This window comes from Burkholderia sp. 9775_39 (assembly GCF_015712225.1).
Lineage (GTDB): Bacteria > Pseudomonadota > Gammaproteobacteria > Burkholderiales > Burkholderiaceae > Burkholderia > Burkholderia cenocepacia.
Map to the genome: position 1 here is coordinate 66326 of NZ_JACCQC010000013.1, position 22299 is coordinate 88624.

Consider the following 22299-nt stretch of genomic DNA (forward strand, 5'->3'; position numbering starts at 1 on the left):
GCAGCGTATATGCGGAGCAAGACATGATGCGAGATGCGGCCAATTTCGAGCCGGCGGACAGCCGGGTGACGCACCCGGCGTTCTGGAACGCGCTGCCCGAGCGCTGGACGAGCGACGTCGAGGAAACGCTGGTGTGCTGCCACGTGCGGCAGGAAACCCACGACGTGAAGAGCTTCTTCTTCCGTTCGCCGCAGGGCCGCACGTTTTCGTTCGAGCCCGGGCAGTTCATCACGCTCGAGCTCGACATCGACGGCGAGACGATCAATCGCTGCTACACGATCTCGTCGTCGCCGGCGCGGCCGCACACGATCTCGATCACGGTCAAGCGCGTGCCGGGCGGCAAGGTGTCGAACTGGCTGCACGACAACCTGCAGCCGGGCGCGGCGGTACGCGTGCTCGGCCCGGCCGGCGAATTCACGTGCGCACGGCATCCGGCGCGCAAGTACCTGTTCCTGTCGGCCGGCTCGGGCGTCACGCCGCTGATGTCGATGAGCCGCGCGCACCATGATCTCGCCGAGGATCGCGACATCCTGTTCGTGCACAGCGCGCGTACGCCGGACGACATCATCTTCGCGCGCGAGCTCGACCTGATCGCGTCGAACCACACGAATTTCCGCACGTCGTTCGTCGTCGAGCGCGTCGGCGCACGTACCAACTGGCCGGGCGTCACGGGCTTCCTGACGCTGCCGCTGCTGAAGCTGATCGCGCCGGATTTCATGGAACGCGAGATCTTCACGTGCGGCCCCGCGCCGTACATGAAGGCGGTGCGCGACCTGCTCGACGAAGCCGGCTTCGATCGCAAGCAGTATCACGAGGAAAGCTTCTCGTTCGAGACGCTCGCGCAGACCGCGAGCGACGAAGTGCTCGCCGAACTCGTGCCGGCCGCCGACGGCGTCGACGCCGCGACGAAGCAGTACACGGTCAGCTTCGCGAAGAGCAACCGCGAGATCGCGTGCGGCTCGGAGCAGCACGTGCTCGACGCGGCGCGCCAGTCGGGCGTGCGGCTGCCGGCCTCGTGCACGCAGGGCATGTGCGGCACCTGCAAGGTGAAGCTGGTGTCGGGGCAGGTCGAGATGAAGCACAACGGCGGCATCCGCCAGCGCGAGATCGATCAGGGGATGGTGCTGCTGTGCTGCAGCAAGCCGCTGTCGGATCTCGTGATCGACAAGTAGTCGAAACAGGCCATCGGCTGTCCGGGCGCGTCGCGTCCGGACAAGCTTCCGTCGGAAAACAACGATACCGCGGATTTGTGGTTGAAGAACCTAGAGAGACAACGCGCACGGTGCGCAGACCAAGGAGATCGACCATGAAACTGTTCGGAAAGCTGTTGTGGACCGGCGCTCTGTCGGCGATGGTGGCATTGAGCGCATCGGCGCTCGCCGATACGAAGCCGACGCTGAAAATCGGCTACGTCGAAGGCTGGGACGACAGCGTCGCGACGTCGAACGTCGCGGCCCGCGTGATCGAGAAGAAGCTCGGCTACGAAGTGAAGCTCGTGCCGGTCGCGGCCGGCATCATGTGGCAGGGCGTTGCACGCGGCGATCTCGATGCGACGCTGTCCGCGTGGCTGCCGGTCACGCACGGCTCGTACTGGGACGAGTACAAGGCCAAGGTCGTCGACCTCGGCGCGAATTTCCCCGATGCGAAGATCGGCCTGATCGTGCCCGCGTACGTGAAGGCGAAGAGCATCGACGACCTGAACGCCGAGAAGGGCAGCTTCGGCGGCCGGATCGTCGGCATCGATGCGGGCGCCGGCGTGATGCGCAAGACCGACGACGCGATCAAGAGCTACGGGCTGAACTACACGCTGATGCCGAGCTCGGGCAGCGCGATGACGGCCGAGTTGTCGCGTTCGGTGGGCGCGAACAAGCCGGTGATCGTGACGGGCTGGGCGCCGCACTGGATGTTCGCGAAATGGAAGCTGCGCTTCCTCGAGGATCCGAAGAAGGTGTTCGGCGGCGCCGAGCACGTCGACAGCGTCGTGAATCCGGGCCTCGAAACCAAGGCGAAGCCGGTCGTCGCATTCCTGAAGAAATTCCAGTGGAAGCCGGGTGAAATCGACAGCGTGATGCTGGCGATCCAGAACGGCTCGAAGCCGGAAGCAGCCGCCGACGCGTGGATCGCAGCCCATGCGGACCGCGTGAATTCGTGGACGGAAGGCGCGCAGTAAGCACCTCGACATACGTCGTACGAATCATCATAAAAACACGCCGGGAATAGCATGCAGGAATCCGAAACAATCAGGATGTAATGCGGCCATATCCCGGAATTCTTTTTCAGATTCTGCAAAAAAGCCCGTAAGTTGTTACACTACGGCGCTTGTGCAGAATCATCACAGGAGGAACTGGATGAGTCAGGCAGGACTGCGTGCGAACCGCACCAGTGATGTTGGAACACCCATCTCACATGATTCGACGGGCCACACGCTGCATCGTGGCCTGACCTGGAAAGACGCTTTTTGGGTGACGAGCGGCGTGCCGGCAGGCGTGCTGTTCACGATCGGCGGCGTATGCGCGACGATCGGCCAGCCCGCGTGGGCGATCTGGATCGCCGCGATCACGATGGGGCTGATTCAAAGCGCGACTTATGCGGAAATATCGGGGCTATTTCCCCATAAATCGGGCGGCGCGTCGGTGTACGGCGCGATTGGCTGGGTCCGTTACAGCAAGCTGATTGCCCCGGTGTCCGTGTGGTGCAACTGGCTCGCGTGGTCGCCGATGCTAGCGCTCGGCTGCGGCCTCGCGGCGAGCTATGCGCTCACGAGCCTCTTTCCCGCCGATGCGGCGGTGCTGCACTGGCAACTCAAGGTTGCGGATCTCGGTTTCATCAAGCCGGGTCTGTCTCTGCGAATCAACGCGACGTTCATCATCGCGACGATTCTGCTTCTCATCACGTTCAAGCTTCAGCATAGCGGCGCATCGAAGGCTGCGCGTACGCAGCGCATTCTCGGGATTGCATCGCTCACGCCGCTCCTGATCGTCGGCATCGTGCCGTTCGTCACCGGCGACGTGCCGATGTCGAACCTGCTCCCGTTGCTGCCGCTCGGTCACGACGCGCAGGGCAACCTCACGGCCGCGACCTTCGGCTCGTGGAACGGGCAGGGCGTGACGATGGCGCTCGGCGCGATGTTCATGGCCGGCTGGGCCTCGTACGGCTTCGAGACGGCCGTCTGCTATACGCGCGAATTCCGCGATCCGCGGCGCGATACCGCCAAGGCGATTTTCTGGTCGGGTGCGTTGTGTCTCGTCGTGATGACGCTCGTACCGATGGCGTTCCAGGGCGCGCTCGGCACGCAGGCGATGCTCGATCCGGCGATTGGCGACGGCACCGGCGTCGCGGCCGCGATGGCGAAGATCGTCGGCGGCGGCGCGTGGGTCGCGAACGCGGTCGTCGTGATGCTGATGCTGTCGATCCTGCTGATCGTGATGACGTCGATGATGGGCTCGTCGCGCACGCTGTACCAGGCATCGGTCGACGGCTGGCTGCCGAAGTACCTGTCGCACGTGAACGAGCACGGCTCGCCCACGCGCGCGATGTGGACCGATCTCGGCTTCAACCTCGTGTTGCTGATGATGTCGGACTACATGACGGTGCTGTCGATCTCGAACGTCTGCTACATGCTGTTCGTATTCCTGAATCTCCAGTCCGGCTGGATCCACCGGATGGATCGCGGCAACTGGGACCGGCCGTTCCGCTGTCCGACCTGGCTGCTCGTCGCGGGCTCGATCTGCGGCTATGCGAACCTCGTCTACGTCGGCGCGGGCGCGAACCTGCAGGGTGAAGGCACGCTGCGCAACGGGCTGATCGCGATGCTGCTGATCGTGCCGGTGTTCCTGTTCCGCCACTACTGGCAGGATCGCGGCCGTTTCCCCGCGCAGATGCAGCGCGACATGGAGCTCGAAGTGCCGCAGCGCGCGATGTGGCTGAGCCTGATGCCGTATGCGGCACTGATCGGTGCGGGGCTGACGATCTGGCTGTCGTATTACTTCGCGTGGGTGAAGTGATGCGGTAATGCATGCCGATGCGTGCGTGTGGCAGCACGCGATGGCTCCGGAAACCGCACACGGGGCCATCGCGCGAAGCGCCGGCGCAACACGACGGCAAAAAAAGGCCCGAACGGAACACGCCGGTCGGGCCTTGTTCGTTTCTGCCGCTTTCGAACGCGACGGCGGTCTGCTTACGGAAACACCACCGTCCGGTCGCCGTTCAGAAACACCCGCCGCTCGATGAACGCCTTCACCGCACGCGCGAGCGTGAGGCTTTCGACGTCACGCCCCACCGCGAGCAGTTGCTCGGGACGCAATGCATGATCGACACGCTCGACGACCTGCTCGATGATCGGGCCTTCGTCGAGATCGTCGGTGACGAAGTGCGCGGTCGCGCCGATCAGCTTTACGCCGCGCGCATGCGCCTGGTGATACGGCTTCGCGCCCTTGAAGCCGGGCAGGAACGAGTGGTGGATGTTGATCGCGCGATTCGCGAGCTTCGCGCTCGTCTCCTGCGACAGCACCTGCATGTAGCGTGCGAGGATCACGAGCTCGGCGCCGCTCGATTCGAAGAAGTCGAGCCATTGCGCTTCCTGCTGCGCCTTGGTCTCGGCCGTGATCGGGAAGTGCCGGAACGGCAGTCCGTGCTGCGCGGCGAGCGGCTCGAAGTCCGGGTGGTTCGACACGATGCCGACGATGTCCATCTTCAGCTCGCCCATCCGCCAGCGGAACAGCAGGTCCGCGAGGCAGTGCTCGAGCTTCGACACCATGATCAGCACCTTCGGCCGCGCATTGACGTCGTGGATCGCCCATTGCATGTCGCCCGCGTGGCCGCCGAGTCCGGCCGCGATCGGGGCGAATTCCTGGCGCAGCGCGTCGATCTGCAGCGTTTCATCCGTCGGATGAAAGACGCAGCGCACGAAGAAGCGGTTGCTGAGATCGTCGTCGAACACGTTCAGCGCATCGACATAGCAGCGATGGCGATCGAGAAAGCCGACGACGGCGGCGACCTGGCCGGCCGCGCTCGGGCACGACAGTGTCAGGACGAATTGATCGGGGCGGTGCTCGGCGGTCATGAGACTCCTCGGATGGCAGGGGCGCACGGCCGCGCGGCGGCGCACGACAGCGCCGCGCCGCGCGGGTAGCGGGAGACTCAAGTAAATCAGGACGATTTCGGGCGGGATAGAACCAACCCGCCGTGTGGCTGGTATCGGTGCGCCAGCGGGGCCAGCGGGGCCAGCGGGACGGGCGCTGCGTCAGGCCCCCGCGCACGCGTCGAGCAGCCAGCGCCGGAACACGTGCGTCGCGTCCGGCTCGGGCCGCTGCGGCGGCCGCACCAGGAAGTAGCCGCGCGACGTGACGACGGGCGCATCGACCAGTTTCACGAGCTGGCCGCACGCGACGAGTTCGTCGACGAGCGGCGACCAGCCGAGCGCCACGCCTTCGCCGAGCAGCGCCGCATGGATCACGAGCGCATAGCTGTTGAAGGTCACGCCGCGGGCGGCGGGTGGCGGTTCCAGGCCGTGCGCGTCGAACCAGCCCGACCACGACAGCCAGCGCTCGGGGCGCGTCGGCTGCACGTGCAGCAGCGGTAGCGCGAGCAGATGGTCGGGCCGCGTGACGCCCGGGTGCGCGTCGCGGAACGCGGGCGCGCAGACGGGCGTCACGGATTCCGGAAACAGCCGCGCGGCCGTGCACGACGGCCAGTGGCCGTCGCCGAACAGGATCGCGATGTCGCCGTGGTCACGCTGCGCGTCGTAATCCTGTGACGTGACGACGCGCACGTCGACGTCCGGCATCACGCGCTTCAACCCGGCCAGACGCGGCATCAGCCAGTAGGTCGCGAAACCGAAGTCGGTGACGATCGTGAGCGCGCCGTGCTCGCGGCGCGCGCGCAGCGTCGCGGTCGCGCCGCGCAGCGTGTCGAGGCTCAGGCGCACGGCTTCGTACAGGCACTCGCCATCGGCGGTCAGCGTGACGCCGCGCGGGCTGCGTTCGAACAGCGGCACGCCGAGTTCGGCTTCGAGTTGATACACCTGCTGGCTCACGGCCGGCTGCGTCGAGCCGAGCTCGCGCGCGGCGGCCGTGAAGCTCGCGAGCCGGGCGGCCGATTCGAACGCGCGCAGCGCCTGCATCGACGGTAACGGTTCGGGTTTCGACATAAGTCCCTCTAATGGCCCCATAAGGGCCGGACGCCTACCCGCGCGAATTCGGGCGGGCGATAGTGCAGCGGACGGTGCGGCACACGCGCTCCGTGGCGGCCGACAGGCCTCCCGCGATTCTAGCCAGCGCGGCCCGCCCGCGCGGCAGTTTCTTCAGGCCGCCTCCGTCATGCCGGACGTCTCGCTGCCCGAACGGCGAGCCGTTCCATTCGAACACCGCTTTCCCCACGACCGCCGATGACGAACCCGACACCCAACATCCTGATCCTGATGGCCGACCAGCTCACGCCGTTCGCGCTGCCGGCCTACGGCAACCGCGTCGCCCGCACGCCGACGCTCGACCGGCTCGCCGCCGAAGGCGTGGTGTTCGACGCCGCTTACTGCGCGAGCCCGCTGTGCGCGCCGTCGCGCTTCTCGCTGCTGACCGGCAAGCTGCCGTCGGGGATCGGCGCCTACGATAACGCCGCCGAATTGCCGGCGCAAACGCTGACGTTCGCGCACTACCTGCGCGCGGGCGGCTACCGGACGATGCTGTCCGGCAAGATGCATTTCTGCGGACCCGACCAGTTGCACGGCTTCGAGGAACGCCTCACGACCGACATCTATCCGGCCGATTTCGGCTGGGTGCCCGACTGGGACAGCCCGACCGAGCGGCCGAGCTGGTATCACAACATGAGTTCGGTGCTCGACGCCGGCCCGTGCGTGCGCACGAACCAGCTCGACTTCGACGACGAGGTCACGTTCGCCGCGAAGCAGAAGCTGTACGACGTCGCGCGCGAGCGCGCGGCCGGGCACGATGCGCGGCCGTTCTGCATGGTCGTGTCGCTGACCCATCCGCACGACCCGTATGCGATCACGCGCGAATACTGGGATCGCTACGACGATGACGAGATCGACATGCCGGCCGTGCGGCTCGATGCGGCCGACAGCGATCCGCATTCGCAGCGGCTGCGCTTCGTCTGCGAGAACGACCGCACGCCGCCGACCGACGCGCAGATCCGCGCCGCACGCCGCGCGTATTACGGCGCGACGTCCTACGTCGATACGCAGTTCGGCAGCGTGCTGGCCGCGCTCGAGCAATGCGGGTTCGCCGACGACACGATCGTGATCGTCACGTCCGACCACGGCGACATGCTCGGCGAGCGCGGCCTCTGGTACAAGATGACGTTCTTCGAAGGCGGCTGCCGCGTGCCGCTGATCGTGCATGCGCCGGGCCGCTTCGACGCCGCGCGCGTGCGCGGCCCCGTGTCGCACGTCGACCTGCTGCCGACGCTCGTCGAGCTGGCCGGCGCCGCGCCCGCCGGCGGCTGGCCGGACCCGGTCGACGGCGCGAGCCTCGTGCCGCATCTGCACGGCACGCCCGCGCACGATGTCGCGCTCGGCGAATACCTCGCGGAAGGCGCGCTCGCGCCGGTCGTGATGATCCGCCGCGGCGACTGGAAATACGTGCATTGCCCGGCCGATCCCGATCAGCTCTACAACCTGTCCGACGACCCGCGCGAACTGACGAACCTGGCCGGCCGGCCGGAAGCCGCCGACGTGCTCGCCGCGTTCCGCGCGCACGCCGCGCAGCGCTGGAACCTGCCCGAGCTGGACCGGCAGGTGCGCGCGAGCCAGCGGCGCCGGCGATTCCATTACGCGGCGACGACGCAGGGCCGCATCCAGGCGTGGGACTGGCAGCCGTTCACCGACGCGAGCCAGCGCTACATGCGCAATCACATCGAACTCGACACGCTCGAGGCGATGGCGCGTTTTCCGCGCGTCGGGCGCTGAGCGTCCGGCATCGCGGTCATTGAAAAACGACGGAGGAAGCGAACCATGAAACGGCAAGGCAATGCAGCAATCCGAAGGATCGGCGCGGCGTTCGCCGCCGCCGCGTGCGTGGTGGCGATGCAGCCTGCGTCTGCCGCCGATCCGCAGACGTGCAGCGACGTGAAGATGGCGGCGCCCGGCTGGACCGACATCGACGCGACGAACGCGATGGCGGGCGTCGTGCTGAAGGCGCTCGGCTATCGGCAGGACGTGGCGAACCTGTCGGTGCCGATCACGTACCAGGGGTTGAAGAAGGGGCAGGTGGACGTGTTCCTCGGCAACTGGATGCCCGCCCAGGCGCCGCTCGTGAAGCCGTTCGTCGACGAGAAATCGATCGACGTGCTGCATGCGAACCTGAGCGGCGCGAAGTTCACGCTCGCGGTGCCCGACTATGTGGCCGCCGCCGGCGTGCATACGTTCGCCGATCTCGCGCGCTACGCGGACCGCTTCGGCGGCAAGATCTACGGGATCGAGCCCGGTGCGCCCGCGAACCAGAACATCAAGCGGATGCTGTCCGACCACGCGCTCGGGTCCGCGAACTGGTCGCTCGTCGAATCGAGCGAGACCGGCATGCTCACGCAGGTCGAGCGCGCGGTGCGCGACAAGCGCTGGATCGTGTTTCTCGCGTGGGAGCCGCATCTGATGAACACGAAGTTCCATCTGACGTATCTGTCGGGCGGCGATGCATATTTCGGCCCGAACTACGGCGGCGCGACGGTCAACACGGTCACGCGTTCCGGGTTCGCCGGCCAGTGCGCGAATCTCGCGCGGCTGTTCCGGCAGATGACGTTCTCGGTCGACGTCGAAAACCGGATGATCGCCGACATGCTCGACAACAAGACGTCGCCCGCGCTCGCGGCGCAGCATGCGCTGAAGGCCGAGCCCGCGCTGGTTGCCGCCTGGCTCGACGGCGTGACGACGGCGGCCGGCGCACCGGGCCTGCCGGCCGTGCGCGCGGCCCTCGACGCGCGCTGATTCCCTCTCTTCGGGCGGCCGGTCTTCACCGTGCCGCCTGTCTACGTGTTTTCCCGATCCGTCGCATCGTGACCATTTAGTGTCGCCTTCAGACGGGTGACGCGAAATATGGGTTTGTATTTTTCGCCAATGGCTGCGTTATTGCGGAAAACGAAATGCCGAAGCCAGCGGGGCGGTCTGAATTCGAATCCACCGGCGCATCGCGGCACGCGTCGGGAAGCGATTCTATCCATCGAACGGTTCAGGGAGGGTGGTCGACAATGAAGCACACGAAAGTTGCCGTAGCCGCCGCGCTTGCATGCGCGGCCTGTATTCCCGCCATCGGGCATGCGCAAAGCAGCGTGACGCTGTACGGGATTCTCGACGCCGGGATCACCTACGTGAACAACACGGGCGGTTCGCACGTGGTCAAGTTCGACGACGGCGTCGCATACGGAAACCGCTTCGGCCTCAAGGGCACCGAAGACCTGGGCGGCGGCCTGAAGGCCGTGTTCGCGCTCGAGAGCGGCTTCCGTCTCGGCAACGGGCAACTCGGCTTCGGCGGCGCCGAATTCGGACGGCAGGCGTATGTCGGCCTGCAGAACGACTGGGGCACGCTGTCGTTCGGTAACCAGCTCGACATCACGAACGAACTGGTGTCGATCTACAACATCTCGGCGTGGGGCAGCGGCTATGCGATCCACCAGGGCGACTTCGACCGCTTCAACGGCGACCGCCTGCCGAATTCGGTGAAGTTCCTGTCGAACGACATGAGCGGCTTCAAGGTCGGCGCGATGTACTCGTTCGGCAACGTCGCGGGCAACTTCCATCGCAACAGCGCATGGAGCGCGGGCGCGAGCTTCACGAAGGGCGACTTCTCGATCGGCGCCGCGTACACGCGCCTGAACAACCCGAACGGCATCTACGCGTTCGATCCGTACGCGATGATCGGCACGCACACGTTCCTCGGCCAGCAGACCGTCACCGTCGATCCCGCGACCGGCGCGCGCACCGACCTGTTCGCGAACACGCCGATGGACGTCGACAGCCAGGGCACGTTCGGCATCGGCACGAGCTACACGATCGGCAAGCTGACGCTCGACGCCAACTACTCATATACGACGATCAAGGGCTTCGGCCAGTCGTCGCACATGCAGGTGTACGAAGGCGGCGGCCTGTACCAGTTCACGCCGGCGTTGAGCTTCATCGCGGGCTACCAGCACACGCGCTTCGAAGGCCATCACTGGAACCAGGGCACGGCCGGCCTGCATTACCTGCTGTCGAAGCGCACCGACGTGTACATCTCCGGCGACTATCTGCGCGCGTCGCAGGGTGTCGATGCGGTGATCGGCTACAGCTTCACGCCGTCGACGACGCAAACGCAGGCCGACGTGCGGATCGGGATGCGGCATTCGTTCTAAGCGGGGTGGTGGGGTGGTGTGACGTCTTCAGCGAGGTCTCTCTTTGGCGCGAACCGCGGTTCGCGCTTTTTTTTTGTGCGGTGTGCCGGCTCGACGGCGCGCGTGCCGGCGGCCGGCCGGTTTTCAGCCGTTGGCATATCATCGCGATTTGGCCGCGTCCGTACCGTTACCGCACGCCCACTCGCGTGCGGCGTCGCTTTTCCCGAACGGTTGCAGTGCGCACCGCCAACCGCCGAGACCCCGATGACTACCCCCGTGCCCGATTCCAGTCCGTTGTCCCCGTTACCCGCCAACCTGTTCCGCCACGCGCCGTTCCAGCGTTTCTGGGGCACGCGCGTGATGTCGTCGCTGGCCTTCCAGATCCTGTCGGTGGCCATCGGCTGGTACGTGTATGCGCTCACGCACAGTGCATTCGCGCTCGGTCTCGTCGGCCTCGCGCAGTTCGTGCCGATGTTCGCGCTGACGCTCGTCGTCGGGCAGGTGGCCGACCGCTACGACCGTCGGCGCATCGCGACGATCTGCCAGAGCGTCGAGGCGCTGGCCGCCGGCGTGTTCCTGCTCGGCGCGATGCAAGGGTGGCTCGCCGCGCCGGCCGTGTATGCGCTCGCGGCGATCGTCGGCACGGCCCGCGCGTTCGAGTCGCCGTCGGTGTCGTCGCTGTTGCCGGCCGTCGTGCCGCGCAGCGACCTGCCGCGCGCGACCGCATTGTCGACGTCCGCGAACCAGGCCGCGCAGATTCTCGGGCCCGCGTTCGGTGGGCTGCTCTACGGTGTCGGCGCGCCCGTCGCGTTCGGCACGAGCGTCGCGGCATTCGCGATCGCGGCGATGCTGAGCGGCACGATTCCGCTGCGCGGCGCGCCGCCCGCCCGCGAGCCGGTCACGCTGCGCTCGGTGTTTTCCGGCATCGCGTTCATCCGGCGCGAACCGGCGATTCTCGGCGCGCTGTCGCTCGACCTGTTCGCCGTGCTGTTCGGCGGCGCGACCGCGTTGTTGCCGATCTATGCGCGCGACATCCTGCAGGTCGGCCCGTGGGGGCTCGGTGCGTTGCGCGCGGCGCCGGCAGTCGGCGCGCTCGCGGGCACGCTGTGGCTCACGCGTTTTCCATTGAAGGGGCGGCCGGGCCGCGCGATGTTCGGCGGCGTGATCGCGTTCGGCGTCGCGACGATCGTGTTCGGGCTGTCGACGCATTTCGCGCTGTCGCTCGTCGCGCTGGCGGCGCTCGGCGCGTCGGATGTCGTGAGCGTCGTCGTGCGACTGTCGCTCGTGCAACTGCGCACGCCCGACGACATGCTCGGTCGCGTGAGCGCGGTCAATTCCCTGTTCATCGGCACGTCGAATCAACTCGGCGAATTCGAATCGGGCGTGACGGCTGCGTGGTGGGGCGCGCCCGCGGCGATCGTCGTCGGCGGCGCGGCGACGATCGCCGTCGCGCTGACGTGGATGCGGCTGTTCCCGAGCTTGCGGAACATGGCGTCGCTGGAGCGCGATCATTGAGCCGACGCGAGAGGCCGATGCTTTCAGGGGAAGCCGGCTTCTCGTTCACTGCAGTTCATTTCAAATTGCTTTCTCGTTTCAGTCACATGCCAAACGACGGCCGTGCCGGACAATCATCCGACAAAACGGTTTTTCGGCACCCGGTTCGGTCGAATGGCAGTGTGTGCGGCCAGCGCGTCGCGGCGGACGGTCAGGCGCCGGCGGCGCGTGCGACCTGCACGGCCGTGCCGTAGCAGATGACTTCGGTCACGCCCGAGCCGATCTCGGTCGAGTCGTAGCGCATCGCGACGATCGCATTCGCGCCGAGCTTGCGCGCCTCGGCGAGCATCTTGTCGAACGCCTGCTCGCGCGCCTTTTCGCACAGCGACGTATAGAGGGTGATGTTGCCGCCGAAGATCGTTTGCAGCGACGCGCCGAACGAACCGACGATCGAGCGCGAGCGCACGACGATGCCCTGGGCGACGCCGAGCGAGCGGACGGTCGTATGGCCGGGCAGGTCGAATGCGGTCGTGACGCGGGCGGACGACAGGTCGTCGAGGGAGCGGTTGGATTCGGTCATGGTGCGAAAGCGTGTAGCGAGTGGTCGAACGACGATTCTAGCCGGCCGGAGACAACGTATTCGAACGGGCGCACCCGTGCGGGTGAACGCCCGTTTCGTCGCCGAACGCGACAGCCGCTCGATGAAGAGCGCTCAGCGCTTGACCGTCGCACCGGCAAGGCCGCCGAGATCGACCGCGTAGGCGAGCGCCAGCTTGCCGAACTTCAGCGCATGGTTGGCCTGGCGATCCGAGTTCTCCAGCGTGTCGTTCACCGTGTGAATGTACGGGCTGTCGTTCTGGTCGGCCTCGAACGGGAATGACGCCGGATACCCCTGCGCATTCCACGACGCGTGATCCGAGCACGCATAGCCGCATTGCGACGTGCCGACCGCGAGCTCCGGCAGGTAGGTCGCCGCGAGGTTCTTCACGTAGGTGTTCTGCGCCGCGTTCGTGTAGTCGGTGATCAGGTAGATATCCTTCGGATCGCCCTTGTAGTTCGTCATGTCGAGCTGCAGCACGCCGACCACGTTCGCATTCTGCGTGCGGAACTGCTTCGCGATCGCCTTCGAGCCGAGCAACCCGGCTTCCTCGGCCGCATACCCGACGAACTTGATCGTCCGTTTCGGCCGGTAGTTGTTCGCGAGCAGCACGCGCAGCGCCTCGGTCAGGCTGGCGATGCCCGACGCATCGTCGTCCGCGCCGGGCGAGCGCGTGTTCTCCGTCGTGCGGCCCACGGTCGAATCGAGGTGGCCGCCGAGCACGACGGTGCCCGCGGCCGGATCGCTGCCGCGGATCGTCAGGATCACGGATTTCTGCGGAAAGCCCGTGTGCGCGACCTGTTCGACGGTGATGTCGGCGCGCGCCCCCGCCAGCTGCTTCCACTGCAGCGCGAGCCAGTCGGACGCGGCGACGCCGTGCGACGTCGTGTAGTAGCGGTTCGTGAAGCCGGACAGCGACGTGATCGTGCCGACGATGTTGCTGGCCTGCAGTTGCTGGACCCACGTACCGATCTGCGGCACGTTCGACACCGTGTACGCGGCGGCGGCCTGTTTCGCGAGCGTCGCCGGCAACGGTTGCAGCGCCTGGCGTGCGTCGTCGAACGAATCGTGCACGACGTAGCCGGGCCCGTGGCCGCGCGTGTGGTGGACCGCGCGGGCCAGTTCGCCGAGGCGGGAATCGTCGATCTCGACGACGTGAACGGTCTCGCGACGCGCGGCGCCGTCGGCCGCCTTGCCGACGTCGACTGTCGTGCTGTATTGCGTGGTTGCGCTTGCATCGATGCGTTGAAGCTGGCGGAACGCGGTGTCGCCGAGCGTGATCCAGACGGGTGTCGCGTGCGCGGCGGCGGTCAGCAGCATGCCGCCCAGCGCGGCGCTCAGGCGGGTCGGTTTCAGAGTGGGCATGGTCGATCTCGTGAGGATGGCGATGTCGATGAAGGGAGCGCGCCGCAGATCGTGCGAGGCGCTCCCGCCTGCTGCGGTATTACGACTTCTGCGGGACGGTCACGCCGTACGTGCAGCTCTTGTTGTACGCGTTGCCGATCGCGGTGAGCTGCGCGCTGCTGTAGCCGAGCGCGGACGCGGCCGTCAGCACGGCCTGCGCGGCGGCCTTCTGGTTGGTCGAGCCGTTGGTCATCGACAGCCCCTTCAGGAACGCCTTGTCCATCGCCTGCGCGCCGATCGCGTCGCGCGCGACGAGGTTGCACGACGCCCAGTACTGGCCGGCCGTGTGGATCTCCGCGCCGCGCGCCTGCGCATAGGTGCGCCCGACGTTCCAGTTGGTCACGCGGCCGCCCCAGAACTCGTTGTGGCCGTCCCAGTTGTAGACCCAGTGATACTGCGCATCCGACGGGCTCCACTGGTTGAAGTCGCGGCTGTACGCGGCGGCGAGATAGTCGCCGGTGCCTTCCGACAAGCCTTCCTGTTGCGACAGGCCGCCGTTGGTGATCCAGTCGTGGATACCGTGGCCGAGCTCGTGGATCACGACGTCCGCGTCTTCCGCGTCGTCGACGCCGCCTTGCCCGAAGGTCAGCCGGCCGCTGCTAGACGAATACGACGAGTTGTCGTCGCCCGATTCGCCGTGCGGGTCGTACTGCACGCCGCCCGTGTACTGGTACGGCAACGCCTTGATGCCGAGGGTCTGGTTCACGTAGCGCAGGAACGTGTCGATGTGGTAGTACACGTTCACGGCCTCGAAATACAGGTTGCCGCGCGTGAATTCGAACGCGGGCGTCGACTGCGACGGGCACGCCTTGTCGAGCGGCGCATCGAAATCGACGCACGCCGCGTACGGGCCCGTCAGCGTGTAGCGGGTGCCCGACTGCGCGAGATCCTTCAGCGTCACGCGCACGCGGGCGGCCGTGAGTTGCGTCGAGTCGGCGTCGTTGCCGTCCTTGTAGCCCGTGCTGCCGTAGCTGCTTTTCGTCGGCGACAGCGGATCGGGGCGGAACACGAAGCCGGTGCCGTCGGTCGCGTAGAACGCCTTGTCCTCGGCGCGCAGCACTTCGCCGCTGCCCGAATCGATCAGCAGTTCCCAATCGCCCTTCGGGCCGTCCTGCGGGCGGCCGCGCACCTTCCACGCGGTATGCGTGCCGGCCTTGTCGACGAACGCGACGAGTTGCGCATCGAGATGCGTGAAGCCGCTCACGCCGAGATACGCACGGGCGCGGTCGAGCGCCTGCTGCTGGTCGACGGCCTGCGACTTGCGCGTCGTCGCGACCACGCCGTTGATCGTGTTGCTCGCGACGTACAGGATGCGGCCGTCCTTCGCGACGGTCACCGCGATCTCGCTGCCGTACACGGGCAATCCGGCGGCTTGCTGCTGCAGGCGCACGACGGTGAAGTCGGCGTCGTTGCGTTCCGACGTGACGACGAGGCTCGCGAGCGCGGCCGCGTCGAGCCCGAGTTGCGCCGCCTGCGACGCGACGAAGTCGCGTGCGGTGGCGGCAGGCGTCGCGGCGGCCTTCCTGGCGCGGTAGGCCGGGTTGTACAGCGTGACGGCGACGCCGTCCGCGCGGAATTGCCCGGCGGCCGTGTCGGCCTTCGCGGCCGGCGGCGCGACGCCGCGCGTCAGGCTTTCGCGCAGGCTCGCGGCCTGCGGGTTCGATACTTTCGTATCGGCCACGGTGCCGCCGACGATGCCGAAACCGAGCGCGAGACCCAGGGCGAACGGCAATGCTTTGCGTGATGTCTGCATACGTGATCCTCATCTCAACGGTTGGACACGCCCGCACGCTCGTGGCGAACAGGCACGACACGGCCCGCGCGCCGGTTCGATGGAACCGGTGCGGCGAAGCGGTGTGGAGAGTCTCGACTGACTAAGGAAACCTAAATGTCAGGTCGAAAAGAAGCGGGCAGGCGAAGCGGGGGACGCGCGTGAAGGGATGCGAACGGCAGGCAGGTGCGGCGACGGCGAAGCGAGCATCGTCATGTCATACCCCTCGGATCGGATCGATATCGGTTGGCAGCCTGCGTGGCGCGATGCGCGTCGAGACGCGGCGTGCCGGTCCGTTAGGCTGCCTATCTAACTTTTTTTGGTATGTTACAGAATATTTTCAGCGACATTCCAAATTATTTTCGACGATCGCTTCGGTCGGTCGATCAATCGCCGGCATTGTTCAGCGGGCGGCGGGAAACGCTGCCGGAACGCGCAATACCGCGCCGGATTGTGATTAAAAGCTGCGACGATCAGCGTGTCGCCCGCCGGTCGCTGCGCGGGCTCATCCCGAATCGCGCGCGATAGGTACGCGAAAAATGCGACGGCGATTCGAAGCCGCACGCGACGCACACCGACGTGATGCTCATGTCGGTCTGCTGCAGCAGTTCGCGGGCGCGATCGAGACGCAGGTTCAGGTAGAAGTGCGTCGGCGTGTCGTTCAGCGTCGCGCTGAACAGCCGCTCGAGCTGGCGCCGCGTGATCGAGACTTCCCGCGCGAGCGCGTCGGAGCCGAGCGGGTTGTCCATGTGCCGCCGCATCGTGCCGATCACCTGGATCAGTTTGCGGTTGTGCACGCCGTAGCGCGCGGCGATCTCGAGCCGCTGGCTGTCCGAGCGCTGCCGGATGCGGCTCACGACGAACTGCTCGGAGATCGCCGCCGCGAGGTCGGCGCCGTGCCGGCGACCGATCAGGTCGAGCATCATGTCGATCGACGCGGTGCCGCCCGCACAGGTGATGCGCCGGTCGTCGATCTCGAACAGCTCCTGCGTCGCGTTCAGGCCGGGATAGCGCTCGCGGAATGCGGCCAGCGCTTCCCAGTGCAGCGTGAGCGGCTGCGACGCGTCGAACAGCCCGGCTTCCGCGAGCACGAAGCTGCCCGTATCGATGCCGCCGAGCGTTGCACCATGCCGGTGCTGGCGGCGCAGCCAGTCGCCGAGCGTGCGCGTGTAGCACACGAGCGGATCGAAGCCCGCGACGACGAATACCGTATCGACCTGCGGGACGTCCGCGCACGCGGCCTCGGCGGCGACCGGAATGCCGTTGCTCGCGGCGACGGGCGCGCCGTCCGCGCTGATCACGTGCCAGCGATACAGTTCGGTGCGAAAGCGGTTCGCGACGCGCAGCGGCTCGACCGCGGACATGAAGCCGAGCGCGGAAAAGCCGGGCAGCAGCAGGAAATGGAAATCCTCGGGCATCGGGGCAGGGGATCGAATCCGGTGGTCGTCGCGTATCGCGCGACGCGCCGAGCGAGCCGGCGCGGGCCGCGCCCGGTTCGCAGGCGCAGAACGGTCAAGCCGGGATTATCGCGGGTTTTGCCGGCGCTCAGCGCGTTTTTGCGTCGCGCATCGTGCGGCGCGCCGTTGCCGACGGCAGTTCGCCGAACTGGGCCTTGTACGCTTTCGCGAAATGCCCGAGATGAATGAAGCCCCAGCGTGCGGCCGCCTCGCTGATCGGCAGGTCGGATTGCCGCGTGTCGAGCAGCAGGCGTCGGACTTGCGCGAGGCGCAGCGAGCGTGTGTAGTTGAGCGGGCCCGTCTGCACGACCGACTGGAAGCTGTTCTGCATCGTGCGCCGGCTGACGCGCAGTTGCGTGCACAGGCTCAGGATGTCGACGGGCGCTTCCGGGTGCTCGATCACGTAGTCATGCACGCGGCGCACGATGTCGGCGTGGCATGCGTGCGTGAGCCGGTTCGGCGGCTCGGGCATCCGGTACGTGAGGAGATCGACCAGCACATTGCCGACCTCGGCGCGGATCGCGCACTGCGCGCGTGCCGCGTCGAACGTATCGGGCGCCGACAGCACGCGCTCGAGCAGCGTCGCGAGTTGCATGCTCGCACGTTCGCGCGCGGCGACCGGCACCTCCACGACGCCGTGCCGCAGCGTGCGTGCGTCCAGCCGGACGTCGGCGGCATCTTCGATCTGCTGCATCAGTTCGGGGTGGACGACCACCCCGATCAGCGACATCTCGTCCGGTGAATGGAGTTCGAACGGTGTGCCGCCACGCGCCATCACGATCGTGCCGCGCTCGACGCGCGCGCCGCCGAACGCGAAGGCGCCCGAGCCGGTGAGCGGCATCCCGAACACCGTATGGCCGTGTGGCAGACATCCGCGCTGGATGATGCGCACGTTTGCCGTTTCCTGGAACAGCTGCACGCCGTCGAGCACCGCGTGTTTGACCGCGCTGCGATACGCGCCGGAACCGATCTGGTCGTAACGCTGGTTCCAGCCGCGCAACGCCTCGGCATGCCGGTCTGCGTCGTCGAACCTCTGATGTAACACGAGCACGGTGCCTCCGGCGATCGTTCGGACCGCGCAAGATTAAACCGACCGAGCGGTCGGCGCAATCAGGGCGAGCGCTATTCCGCGCGGGTGTTTCAGAGGGTCGGAAGGCACGCGGCCGCGCGGCTTTCACACGCATTTCCAATATCCCGAATCGGCACGCACACGTTGCCGGTCCGGGTGCTGACGGCATTTATTGTCGAACTACAGTCGCCCCACATAACGTGAATTCCCACTGGAGGCGGCATGAGGACAAGGCGACGAACCGCGGCGCTCGCGGCGACGCTGGCGTTGGCGGCGGCATGGGCCGGCAGCGCGAACGCGACGGAAAAACCCGAGGAACTGGTCGTGCAGAAGATGCCGCCGTGGCATCCGCACGAGATCTATATCGTCGACATCTCGATGCCGTCGATGACGGACGGGCGCATCTACGTCTACGACGCCGACGCGAAGAAGCTGCTCGGCCAGATCGACGGCGGCTTCGGTCCCGGCTTCGCGATCGCGCCCGACCGCAAAGCGAGTGTCGTCGCGACGACCTACTTCTCGCGCGGCTCGCACGGCACGCGCACCGACGTCGTCGAAATCATCGACAACACGACGCTCGATCATGCGGGCGAGATCGTGATTCCGGCGAAGCATGCGCAGCACGTGCCGTCGCCGTACAACACCGCGTTCAGCGCCGACGGCAAGCGGTTGTACGTCGCGAACATCACGCCGGCCGCCTCGGTGACCGTGATCGACGCCGTATCGAAGAAGGTGCTGTCGGAGATCGACACGGCCGCATGCGTGCTCGCGTATCCGGCCGGTAACGACCGCTTCACCGCGCTGTGCGAAAGCGGCAAGGCGCTGACCGTCACGCTCGACGCGAACGGCAAGGAGGCGAAGCGCACGATGTCGGACGCGTTCATCGACGTCGACAAGGATCCGGCGTTCGTGAACGCGTCGCGGTACAAGGGCGATTACCTGTTCACCACCTACGGCGGCAACGTGCGCAGCGCCGATTTCAGCGGCGACAAGCCGGCATTCGGCAAGCCGTGGTCGCTGCTGACGGACGCCGAGCGCGCCGAAGGCTGGCGGCCGGGCGGCATGCAGCAGACGGCCGTGCAGGCGAAGCAGAACCGTTACTACGTGCTGATGCACAAGGGCACCGACGGGTCGCACAAGGATCCCGGCACGCAGGTGTGGGTGTACGACCTGAAGTCGAAGCAGCGCGTCGCGCGCTGGGATCTCGCGCAGCAGAAGGTCGAGCCGCTCGTGTCGATCCAGGTCAGCGAGGACGACAAGCCGCTGTTCTACGGGCTGACGGCGACCTCCGATCTCGTCGTGATGGATGCGCGTACCGGCGCGCTGCAGCACGTCGAGAAGCAGATCGGCAACACGTCGTCGCTGCTCGTCAACCCGTGAGGCCGCGATGACCCTCGATCCCGTACTCGCCACCAGCGCGCAGGCCGGCGCGGCCGTCGTGGTGCTGCTCGGCGCCTTCGCGAAGATGCGCCGGCCCGCCGAATTTCGCCAGGCACTCGCCGGCTACCGGCTGCTGCCCGACGCGCTGACCGCGCCCGTCGCGTTCGCGCTTCCGCTCGCGGAAGCGCTCGGCGCCGCGGCGCTGCTGTTTCCCGACACGCGCACGGCCGGCGCGATCGGCCTGATCGCGCTGCTCCTGGCGTTCGCGGCCGGGCTCGCGATCAACCTGCTGCGCGGCCACACCGACATCGACTGCGGCTGTTCCGGTTTCACCGCCGCCCGTGCGGACGCACCGCGCGGCATCGGCTGGCTGCATGTCGGCCGCGTGCTGCTGCTCGTCGCGCTGGCCGCGACCGCGTTCGTCGAGCCGGGCACGCGCGCCGTCGTGTGGTTCGACTACCTGACGCTGTTCTTCTCCGTGCTGCTGATCGTCTGCGCGCTGCTCACCGTCGACGTGCTGCTCGCCAACGTCCCGCGCCTTTCCCACCTGAGGAATTCATGATGCAAACCGCTCTCACCGTTTCCACCGCCCTGCTGTGGGTGGCCGTCCTCGCGCTCGGCGCGATCTGCCTCGCGCTGGTGCGCCAGATCGGCATCCTGTACGAACGCATCATGCCGGCCGGCGCGCTGATGATCGACAAGGGGCCGGCCGTCGGCGCGATCGCGCCGACGTTCGAACTGACCGACATTCGCGGCGCGCACGTGAAGGTCGGCGGCATCGACGCCTCGGGCAAGGCCACGCTGCTGTTCTTCCTGTCGCCGACGTGCCCCGTCTGCAAGAAGCTGCTGCCGCTGCTGCCGTCGCTGCAGGCCAGCGAAGCGACGCCCGTGAACATCGTGCTCGCGAGCGACGGCGATGCCGACGAACACACGCGCTTCGCGCGAAAGCACGACCTCGGGCGCTTCCCGTACGTGCTGTCGCAGGAGCTCGGCCTCGCGTACCAGATCGGCAAGCTGCCGTATGCGGTGCTGCTCGACGAAACCGGCACCGTGCGCGCGAAGGGGCTCGTCAACACGCGCGAGCACCTGGAGAGCCTGTTCGAGGCGAAGGAGCGCGGCGTCGCGTCGCTGCAGCAGTTCGTGCACGGCGATCACAGCCACGATGCGCACGATGCGCACGCGCAGCACGCATGACCGGCCGAACCTTTTTCAACGTCATTGGAGAACGACGACATGGGCGTGTTTGATTCATGGTTCGAGCGGTCGGCGCGCGGCGTCGCGCAGCACAGTTCGCGGCGCAGCGCGATGGCAAGGCTCGGCAAGGTGCTGGTCGGTTCGGCGCTGCTGCCGTTGCTGCCCGTCGATCGCACCGCGTATGCGGCCGATGCGGCGTCGGGTCCGTCGGGCGCATCCGGCACCGCCGCCGCGGGTGCGAGCGACGATCCGATGAGCTGCGACTACTGGAAATACTGCGCGATCGACGGCTGGCTCTGCAGCTGCTGCGGCGGCACGTCGAGCAGTTGCCCGCCGGGCACGACGCCTTCGCCGATCACGTGGATCGGCACCTGCCGCAACCCGCACGACGGGTCGGACTACATCGTGTCGTACAACGACTGCTGCGGCAAGACCTCGTGCGGCAAGTGCTTCTGCAACCGCAACGAGCGCGAGAAGCCGCTGTACAAGCTGTCGCTGAACAACGACATCAACTGGTGCATGGCGAACGGTAACTCGAATTACCACTGTTCGGTTTCGGTTCTGCTGGGAGCGGCGAAGCAATGAAAGTGAAGCAAGCAGGAAAGCGCATCGTTGCATGCATGACGGCCGCGACGGCCTTCGCGTTGCCCGGCGCGGGCAACGCACAGGAAACCGTGCGTTACCCGGCCGGGAAAGGCCTGTTCGACGCGCAGTGCGCGGTGTGCCACCAGGCGGGCGGGAAAGGGCAGGACGGCCTCGCGCCGCCGCTGACCGAGTATCCGGGCAAGTACGCGACGGTGGAAGCCGGGCGTGCTCAACTGATCGCGACGCTGCTGCACGGGATGTTCGGCGAGATCGAGGTGCACGACAAGCGCTACAACTTCAAGATGCCGTCGTTCGCGAGCGCGAGCGACGACGACATCGCGCACTTGCTCAATTACGTCGTGTTCGACCTCGATGCGCAGCACGGCGATGCGAAACCGTTCACCGCGGCCGATATCCGGGCGGCGCGCGCGAAGCCGATGGACGGCGCGGCCGTGCATGCGCAGCGCGCGGTGGTGATCAAGGGGCTCGGCCTGTGAGCGGCGCGTGCTCGCCGGCGCGGCGCACGTGCTGCGCGGTGGCGTCGCGGCTGGGCAGCGTGGCGCGTCGCGTGTCGGGCTGGCTGCTGCTGGCGTGCGCGTTTGCCACGTCCGCGCGGGCCGACGGTGCGGCCGACGCCGTGCTCGCCCGGCAACACTGGGTGCTCAACTGCATGGGCTGCCACACGGCGACGGGCGGCGGCATTCCCGGCAAGGTGCCGCCGCTCGCGAATTCGCTCGGCTATTTCACGCATGTGCCGGCCGGGCGCGAGTACGTGATGCGCGTGCCCGGCGCGTCGAACTCGGCGCTGTCGGATCGGGAACTGGCCGACGTGCTGAACTGGGTGCTCACGACGATGAACCGCGATGCATTGCCGCGCGACTTCAAGCCTTATACGGCCGCGGAAGTCGCCGCGCACCGCCGCCCCGCGCTGTCCGACGTCGCGACCGAGCGCGCCGGTCTCGTCCGCGCGTTGCAGGCGCGCGGCATCGACGGCGTTACGGATCGCTACTGACCGACTCACTCAACGAATCAA

Annotated in this window: 20 protein-coding genes; 13 read left to right on the forward strand and 7 right to left on the reverse strand. The window is 67.1% G+C overall.

Annotated features, from left to right (window positions below):
• Positions 1-23: 23 nt before the first annotated feature.
• The 3 genes from H0X90_RS18875 (at position 24) to H0X90_RS18885 (ending at position 4004) form a co-directional block, all read left to right on the forward strand.
• A complete protein-coding gene (locus H0X90_RS18875; RefSeq protein ID WP_006498749.1) occupies positions 24-1172 on the forward strand; it encodes a hybrid-cluster NAD(P)-dependent oxidoreductase in 1149 nt (382 codons plus the stop codon).
• Positions 1173-1306: 134 nt separating this feature from the next.
• The gene (locus tag H0X90_RS18880) at positions 1307-2170 is read left to right on the forward strand and encodes a glycine betaine ABC transporter substrate-binding protein (RefSeq protein ID WP_006486270.1); all 864 of its coding nucleotides are present in this window, start codon (positions 1307-1309) and stop codon (positions 2168-2170) included.
• 178 nt (positions 2171-2348) lie between these two features.
• On the forward strand, positions 2349-4004 hold the full coding sequence (locus tag H0X90_RS18885) for an APC family permease (protein ID WP_006486278.1): 1656 nt from the start codon (positions 2349-2351) through the stop codon (positions 4002-4004).
• Positions 4005-4177: 173 nt separating this feature from the next.
• Here the strand turns inward: H0X90_RS18885 and purU are convergent, their stop codons facing one another.
• Positions 4178-5062 carry a formyltetrahydrofolate deformylase gene (gene purU, locus H0X90_RS18890; RefSeq protein ID WP_006486276.1) on the reverse strand — a complete coding sequence of 295 codons (885 nt, stop codon included), beginning with the start codon at positions 5060-5062 and terminating at the stop codon, positions 4178-4180.
• A 180-nt stretch (positions 5063-5242) separates the two neighbouring features.
• Entirely contained in the window at positions 5243-6148 is a 906-nt protein-coding gene (locus H0X90_RS18895) for a LysR family transcriptional regulator (RefSeq protein ID WP_006486273.1), read from the reverse strand.
• Positions 6149-6385: 237 nt separating this feature from the next.
• Here H0X90_RS18895 and betC point away from each other — a divergent pair, with 237 nt between their 5' ends.
• The 4 genes from betC (at position 6386) to H0X90_RS18915 (ending at position 11829) form a co-directional block, all read left to right on the forward strand.
• Positions 6386-7921 (forward strand): choline-sulfatase, encoded by a 1536-nt coding sequence (betC, locus tag H0X90_RS18900; protein WP_006491381.1) that lies wholly within the window; start codon positions 6386-6388, stop codon positions 7919-7921.
• Positions 7922-7966: 45 nt separating this feature from the next.
• Positions 7967-8935: a choline ABC transporter substrate-binding protein gene (gene choX, locus H0X90_RS18905; protein ID WP_006483794.1), complete on the forward strand. Its 969-nt coding sequence runs from the start codon at positions 7967-7969 to the stop codon at positions 8933-8935.
• A gap of 260 nt (positions 8936-9195) precedes the next feature.
• Complete coding sequence (locus H0X90_RS18910; RefSeq protein ID WP_006483801.1) at positions 9196-10335, forward strand: porin; 1140 nt, start codon at positions 9196-9198, stop codon at positions 10333-10335.
• Between the two features lie 243 nt (positions 10336-10578).
• Positions 10579-11829 carry an MFS transporter gene (locus H0X90_RS18915; RefSeq protein WP_034178327.1) on the forward strand — a complete coding sequence of 417 codons (1251 nt, stop codon included), beginning with the start codon at positions 10579-10581 and terminating at the stop codon, positions 11827-11829.
• Between the two features lie 190 nt (positions 11830-12019).
• Here H0X90_RS18915 and H0X90_RS18920 read toward each other — a convergent pair whose 3' ends face one another.
• From H0X90_RS18920 to H0X90_RS18940, 5 genes are all read right to left on the reverse strand, one after another.
• Positions 12020-12388, reverse strand: coding sequence for a YbjQ family protein (locus H0X90_RS18920; RefSeq protein WP_058903455.1), 369 nt, complete (start codon positions 12386-12388; stop codon positions 12020-12022).
• A 132-nt stretch (positions 12389-12520) separates the two neighbouring features.
• Complete coding sequence (locus H0X90_RS18925; protein WP_077189103.1) at positions 12521-13771, reverse strand: M20/M25/M40 family metallo-hydrolase; 1251 nt, start codon at positions 13769-13771, stop codon at positions 12521-12523.
• A 79-nt stretch (positions 13772-13850) separates the two neighbouring features.
• Complete coding sequence (locus tag H0X90_RS18930; RefSeq protein WP_048985100.1) at positions 13851-15563, reverse strand: M36 family metallopeptidase; 1713 nt, start codon at positions 15561-15563, stop codon at positions 13851-13853.
• Between the two features lie 491 nt (positions 15564-16054).
• Entirely contained in the window at positions 16055-16999 is a 945-nt protein-coding gene (locus H0X90_RS18935; RefSeq protein ID WP_077189102.1) for a GlxA family transcriptional regulator, read from the reverse strand.
• Positions 17000-17126: 127 nt separating this feature from the next.
• Positions 17127-18089 carry a helix-turn-helix domain-containing protein gene (locus tag H0X90_RS18940; RefSeq protein WP_006483804.1) on the reverse strand — a complete coding sequence of 321 codons (963 nt, stop codon included), beginning with the start codon at positions 18087-18089 and terminating at the stop codon, positions 17127-17129.
• A 240-nt stretch (positions 18090-18329) separates the two neighbouring features.
• On the opposite strand from H0X90_RS18940, the gene H0X90_RS18945 reads away from it, so the two are divergent.
• The 6 genes from H0X90_RS18945 to H0X90_RS18970 are packed head-to-tail and all read left to right on the forward strand — an operon-like array spanning position 18330 to position 22278.
• A complete protein-coding gene (locus H0X90_RS18945; protein WP_077189101.1) occupies positions 18330-19487 on the forward strand; it encodes an amine dehydrogenase large subunit in 1158 nt (385 codons plus the stop codon).
• Positions 19488-19494: 7 nt separating this feature from the next.
• Positions 19495-20049: a MauE/DoxX family redox-associated membrane protein gene (locus tag H0X90_RS18950; protein ID WP_034201986.1), complete on the forward strand. Its 555-nt coding sequence runs from the start codon at positions 19495-19497 to the stop codon at positions 20047-20049.
• Entirely contained in the window at positions 20046-20681 is a 636-nt protein-coding gene (gene mauD / locus H0X90_RS18955) for a methylamine dehydrogenase accessory protein MauD (protein ID WP_043206082.1), read from the forward strand. Before H0X90_RS18950 ends, mauD begins: the two co-directional genes overlap by 4 nt.
• Positions 20682-20720: 39 nt before the next feature.
• Positions 20721-21266, forward strand: coding sequence for a methylamine dehydrogenase light chain (locus tag H0X90_RS18960; protein ID WP_034201987.1), 546 nt, complete (start codon positions 20721-20723; stop codon positions 21264-21266).
• On the forward strand, positions 21263-21763 hold the full coding sequence (locus H0X90_RS18965; protein WP_006483796.1) for a cytochrome c: 501 nt from the start codon (positions 21263-21265) through the stop codon (positions 21761-21763). Before H0X90_RS18960 ends, H0X90_RS18965 begins: the two co-directional genes overlap by 4 nt.
• A 38-nt stretch (positions 21764-21801) precedes the next feature.
• A complete protein-coding gene (locus H0X90_RS18970; RefSeq protein ID WP_102898680.1) occupies positions 21802-22278 on the forward strand; it encodes a cytochrome c in 477 nt (158 codons plus the stop codon).
• Positions 22279-22299 lie beyond the last annotated feature (21 nt).

Excerpts from the sequence above, each read along its gene's own strand:
- H0X90_RS18875 (WP_006498749.1), top strand. The coding sequence starts at position 24 with ATGATGCGAGATGCGGCCAATTTCGAGCCGGCGGACAGCCGGGTGACG.
- H0X90_RS18880 (WP_006486270.1), top strand. The coding sequence starts at position 1,307 with ATGAAACTGTTCGGAAAGCTGTTGTGGACCGGCGCTCTGTCGGCGATG.
- H0X90_RS18885 (WP_006486278.1), top strand. The coding sequence starts at position 2,349 with ATGAGTCAGGCAGGACTGCGTGCGAACCGCACCAGTGATGTTGGAACA.
- purU (WP_006486276.1), bottom strand. The coding sequence starts at position 5,062 with ATGACCGCCGAGCACCGCCCCGATCAATTCGTCCTGACACTGTCGTGC.
- H0X90_RS18895 (WP_006486273.1), bottom strand. The coding sequence starts at position 6,148 with ATGTCGAAACCCGAACCGTTACCGTCGATGCAGGCGCTGCGCGCGTTC.
- betC (WP_006491381.1), top strand. The coding sequence starts at position 6,386 with ATGACGAACCCGACACCCAACATCCTGATCCTGATGGCCGACCAGCTC.
- choX (WP_006483794.1), top strand. The coding sequence starts at position 7,967 with ATGAAACGGCAAGGCAATGCAGCAATCCGAAGGATCGGCGCGGCGTTC.
- H0X90_RS18910 (WP_006483801.1), top strand. The coding sequence starts at position 9,196 with ATGAAGCACACGAAAGTTGCCGTAGCCGCCGCGCTTGCATGCGCGGCC.
- H0X90_RS18915 (WP_034178327.1), top strand. The coding sequence starts at position 10,579 with ATGACTACCCCCGTGCCCGATTCCAGTCCGTTGTCCCCGTTACCCGCC.
- H0X90_RS18920 (WP_058903455.1), bottom strand. The coding sequence starts at position 12,388 with ATGACCGAATCCAACCGCTCCCTCGACGACCTGTCGTCCGCCCGCGTC.
- H0X90_RS18925 (WP_077189103.1), bottom strand. The coding sequence starts at position 13,771 with ATGCCCACTCTGAAACCGACCCGCCTGAGCGCCGCGCTGGGCGGCATG.
- H0X90_RS18930 (WP_048985100.1), bottom strand. The coding sequence starts at position 15,563 with ATGCAGACATCACGCAAAGCATTGCCGTTCGCCCTGGGTCTCGCGCTC.
- H0X90_RS18935 (WP_077189102.1), bottom strand. The coding sequence starts at position 16,999 with ATGCCCGAGGATTTCCATTTCCTGCTGCTGCCCGGCTTTTCCGCGCTC.
- H0X90_RS18945 (WP_077189101.1), top strand. The coding sequence starts at position 18,330 with ATGAGGACAAGGCGACGAACCGCGGCGCTCGCGGCGACGCTGGCGTTG.
- H0X90_RS18950 (WP_034201986.1), top strand. The coding sequence starts at position 19,495 with ATGACCCTCGATCCCGTACTCGCCACCAGCGCGCAGGCCGGCGCGGCC.
- mauD (WP_043206082.1), top strand. The coding sequence starts at position 20,046 with ATGATGCAAACCGCTCTCACCGTTTCCACCGCCCTGCTGTGGGTGGCC.
- H0X90_RS18960 (WP_034201987.1), top strand. The coding sequence starts at position 20,721 with ATGGGCGTGTTTGATTCATGGTTCGAGCGGTCGGCGCGCGGCGTCGCG.
- H0X90_RS18965 (WP_006483796.1), top strand. The coding sequence starts at position 21,263 with ATGAAAGTGAAGCAAGCAGGAAAGCGCATCGTTGCATGCATGACGGCC.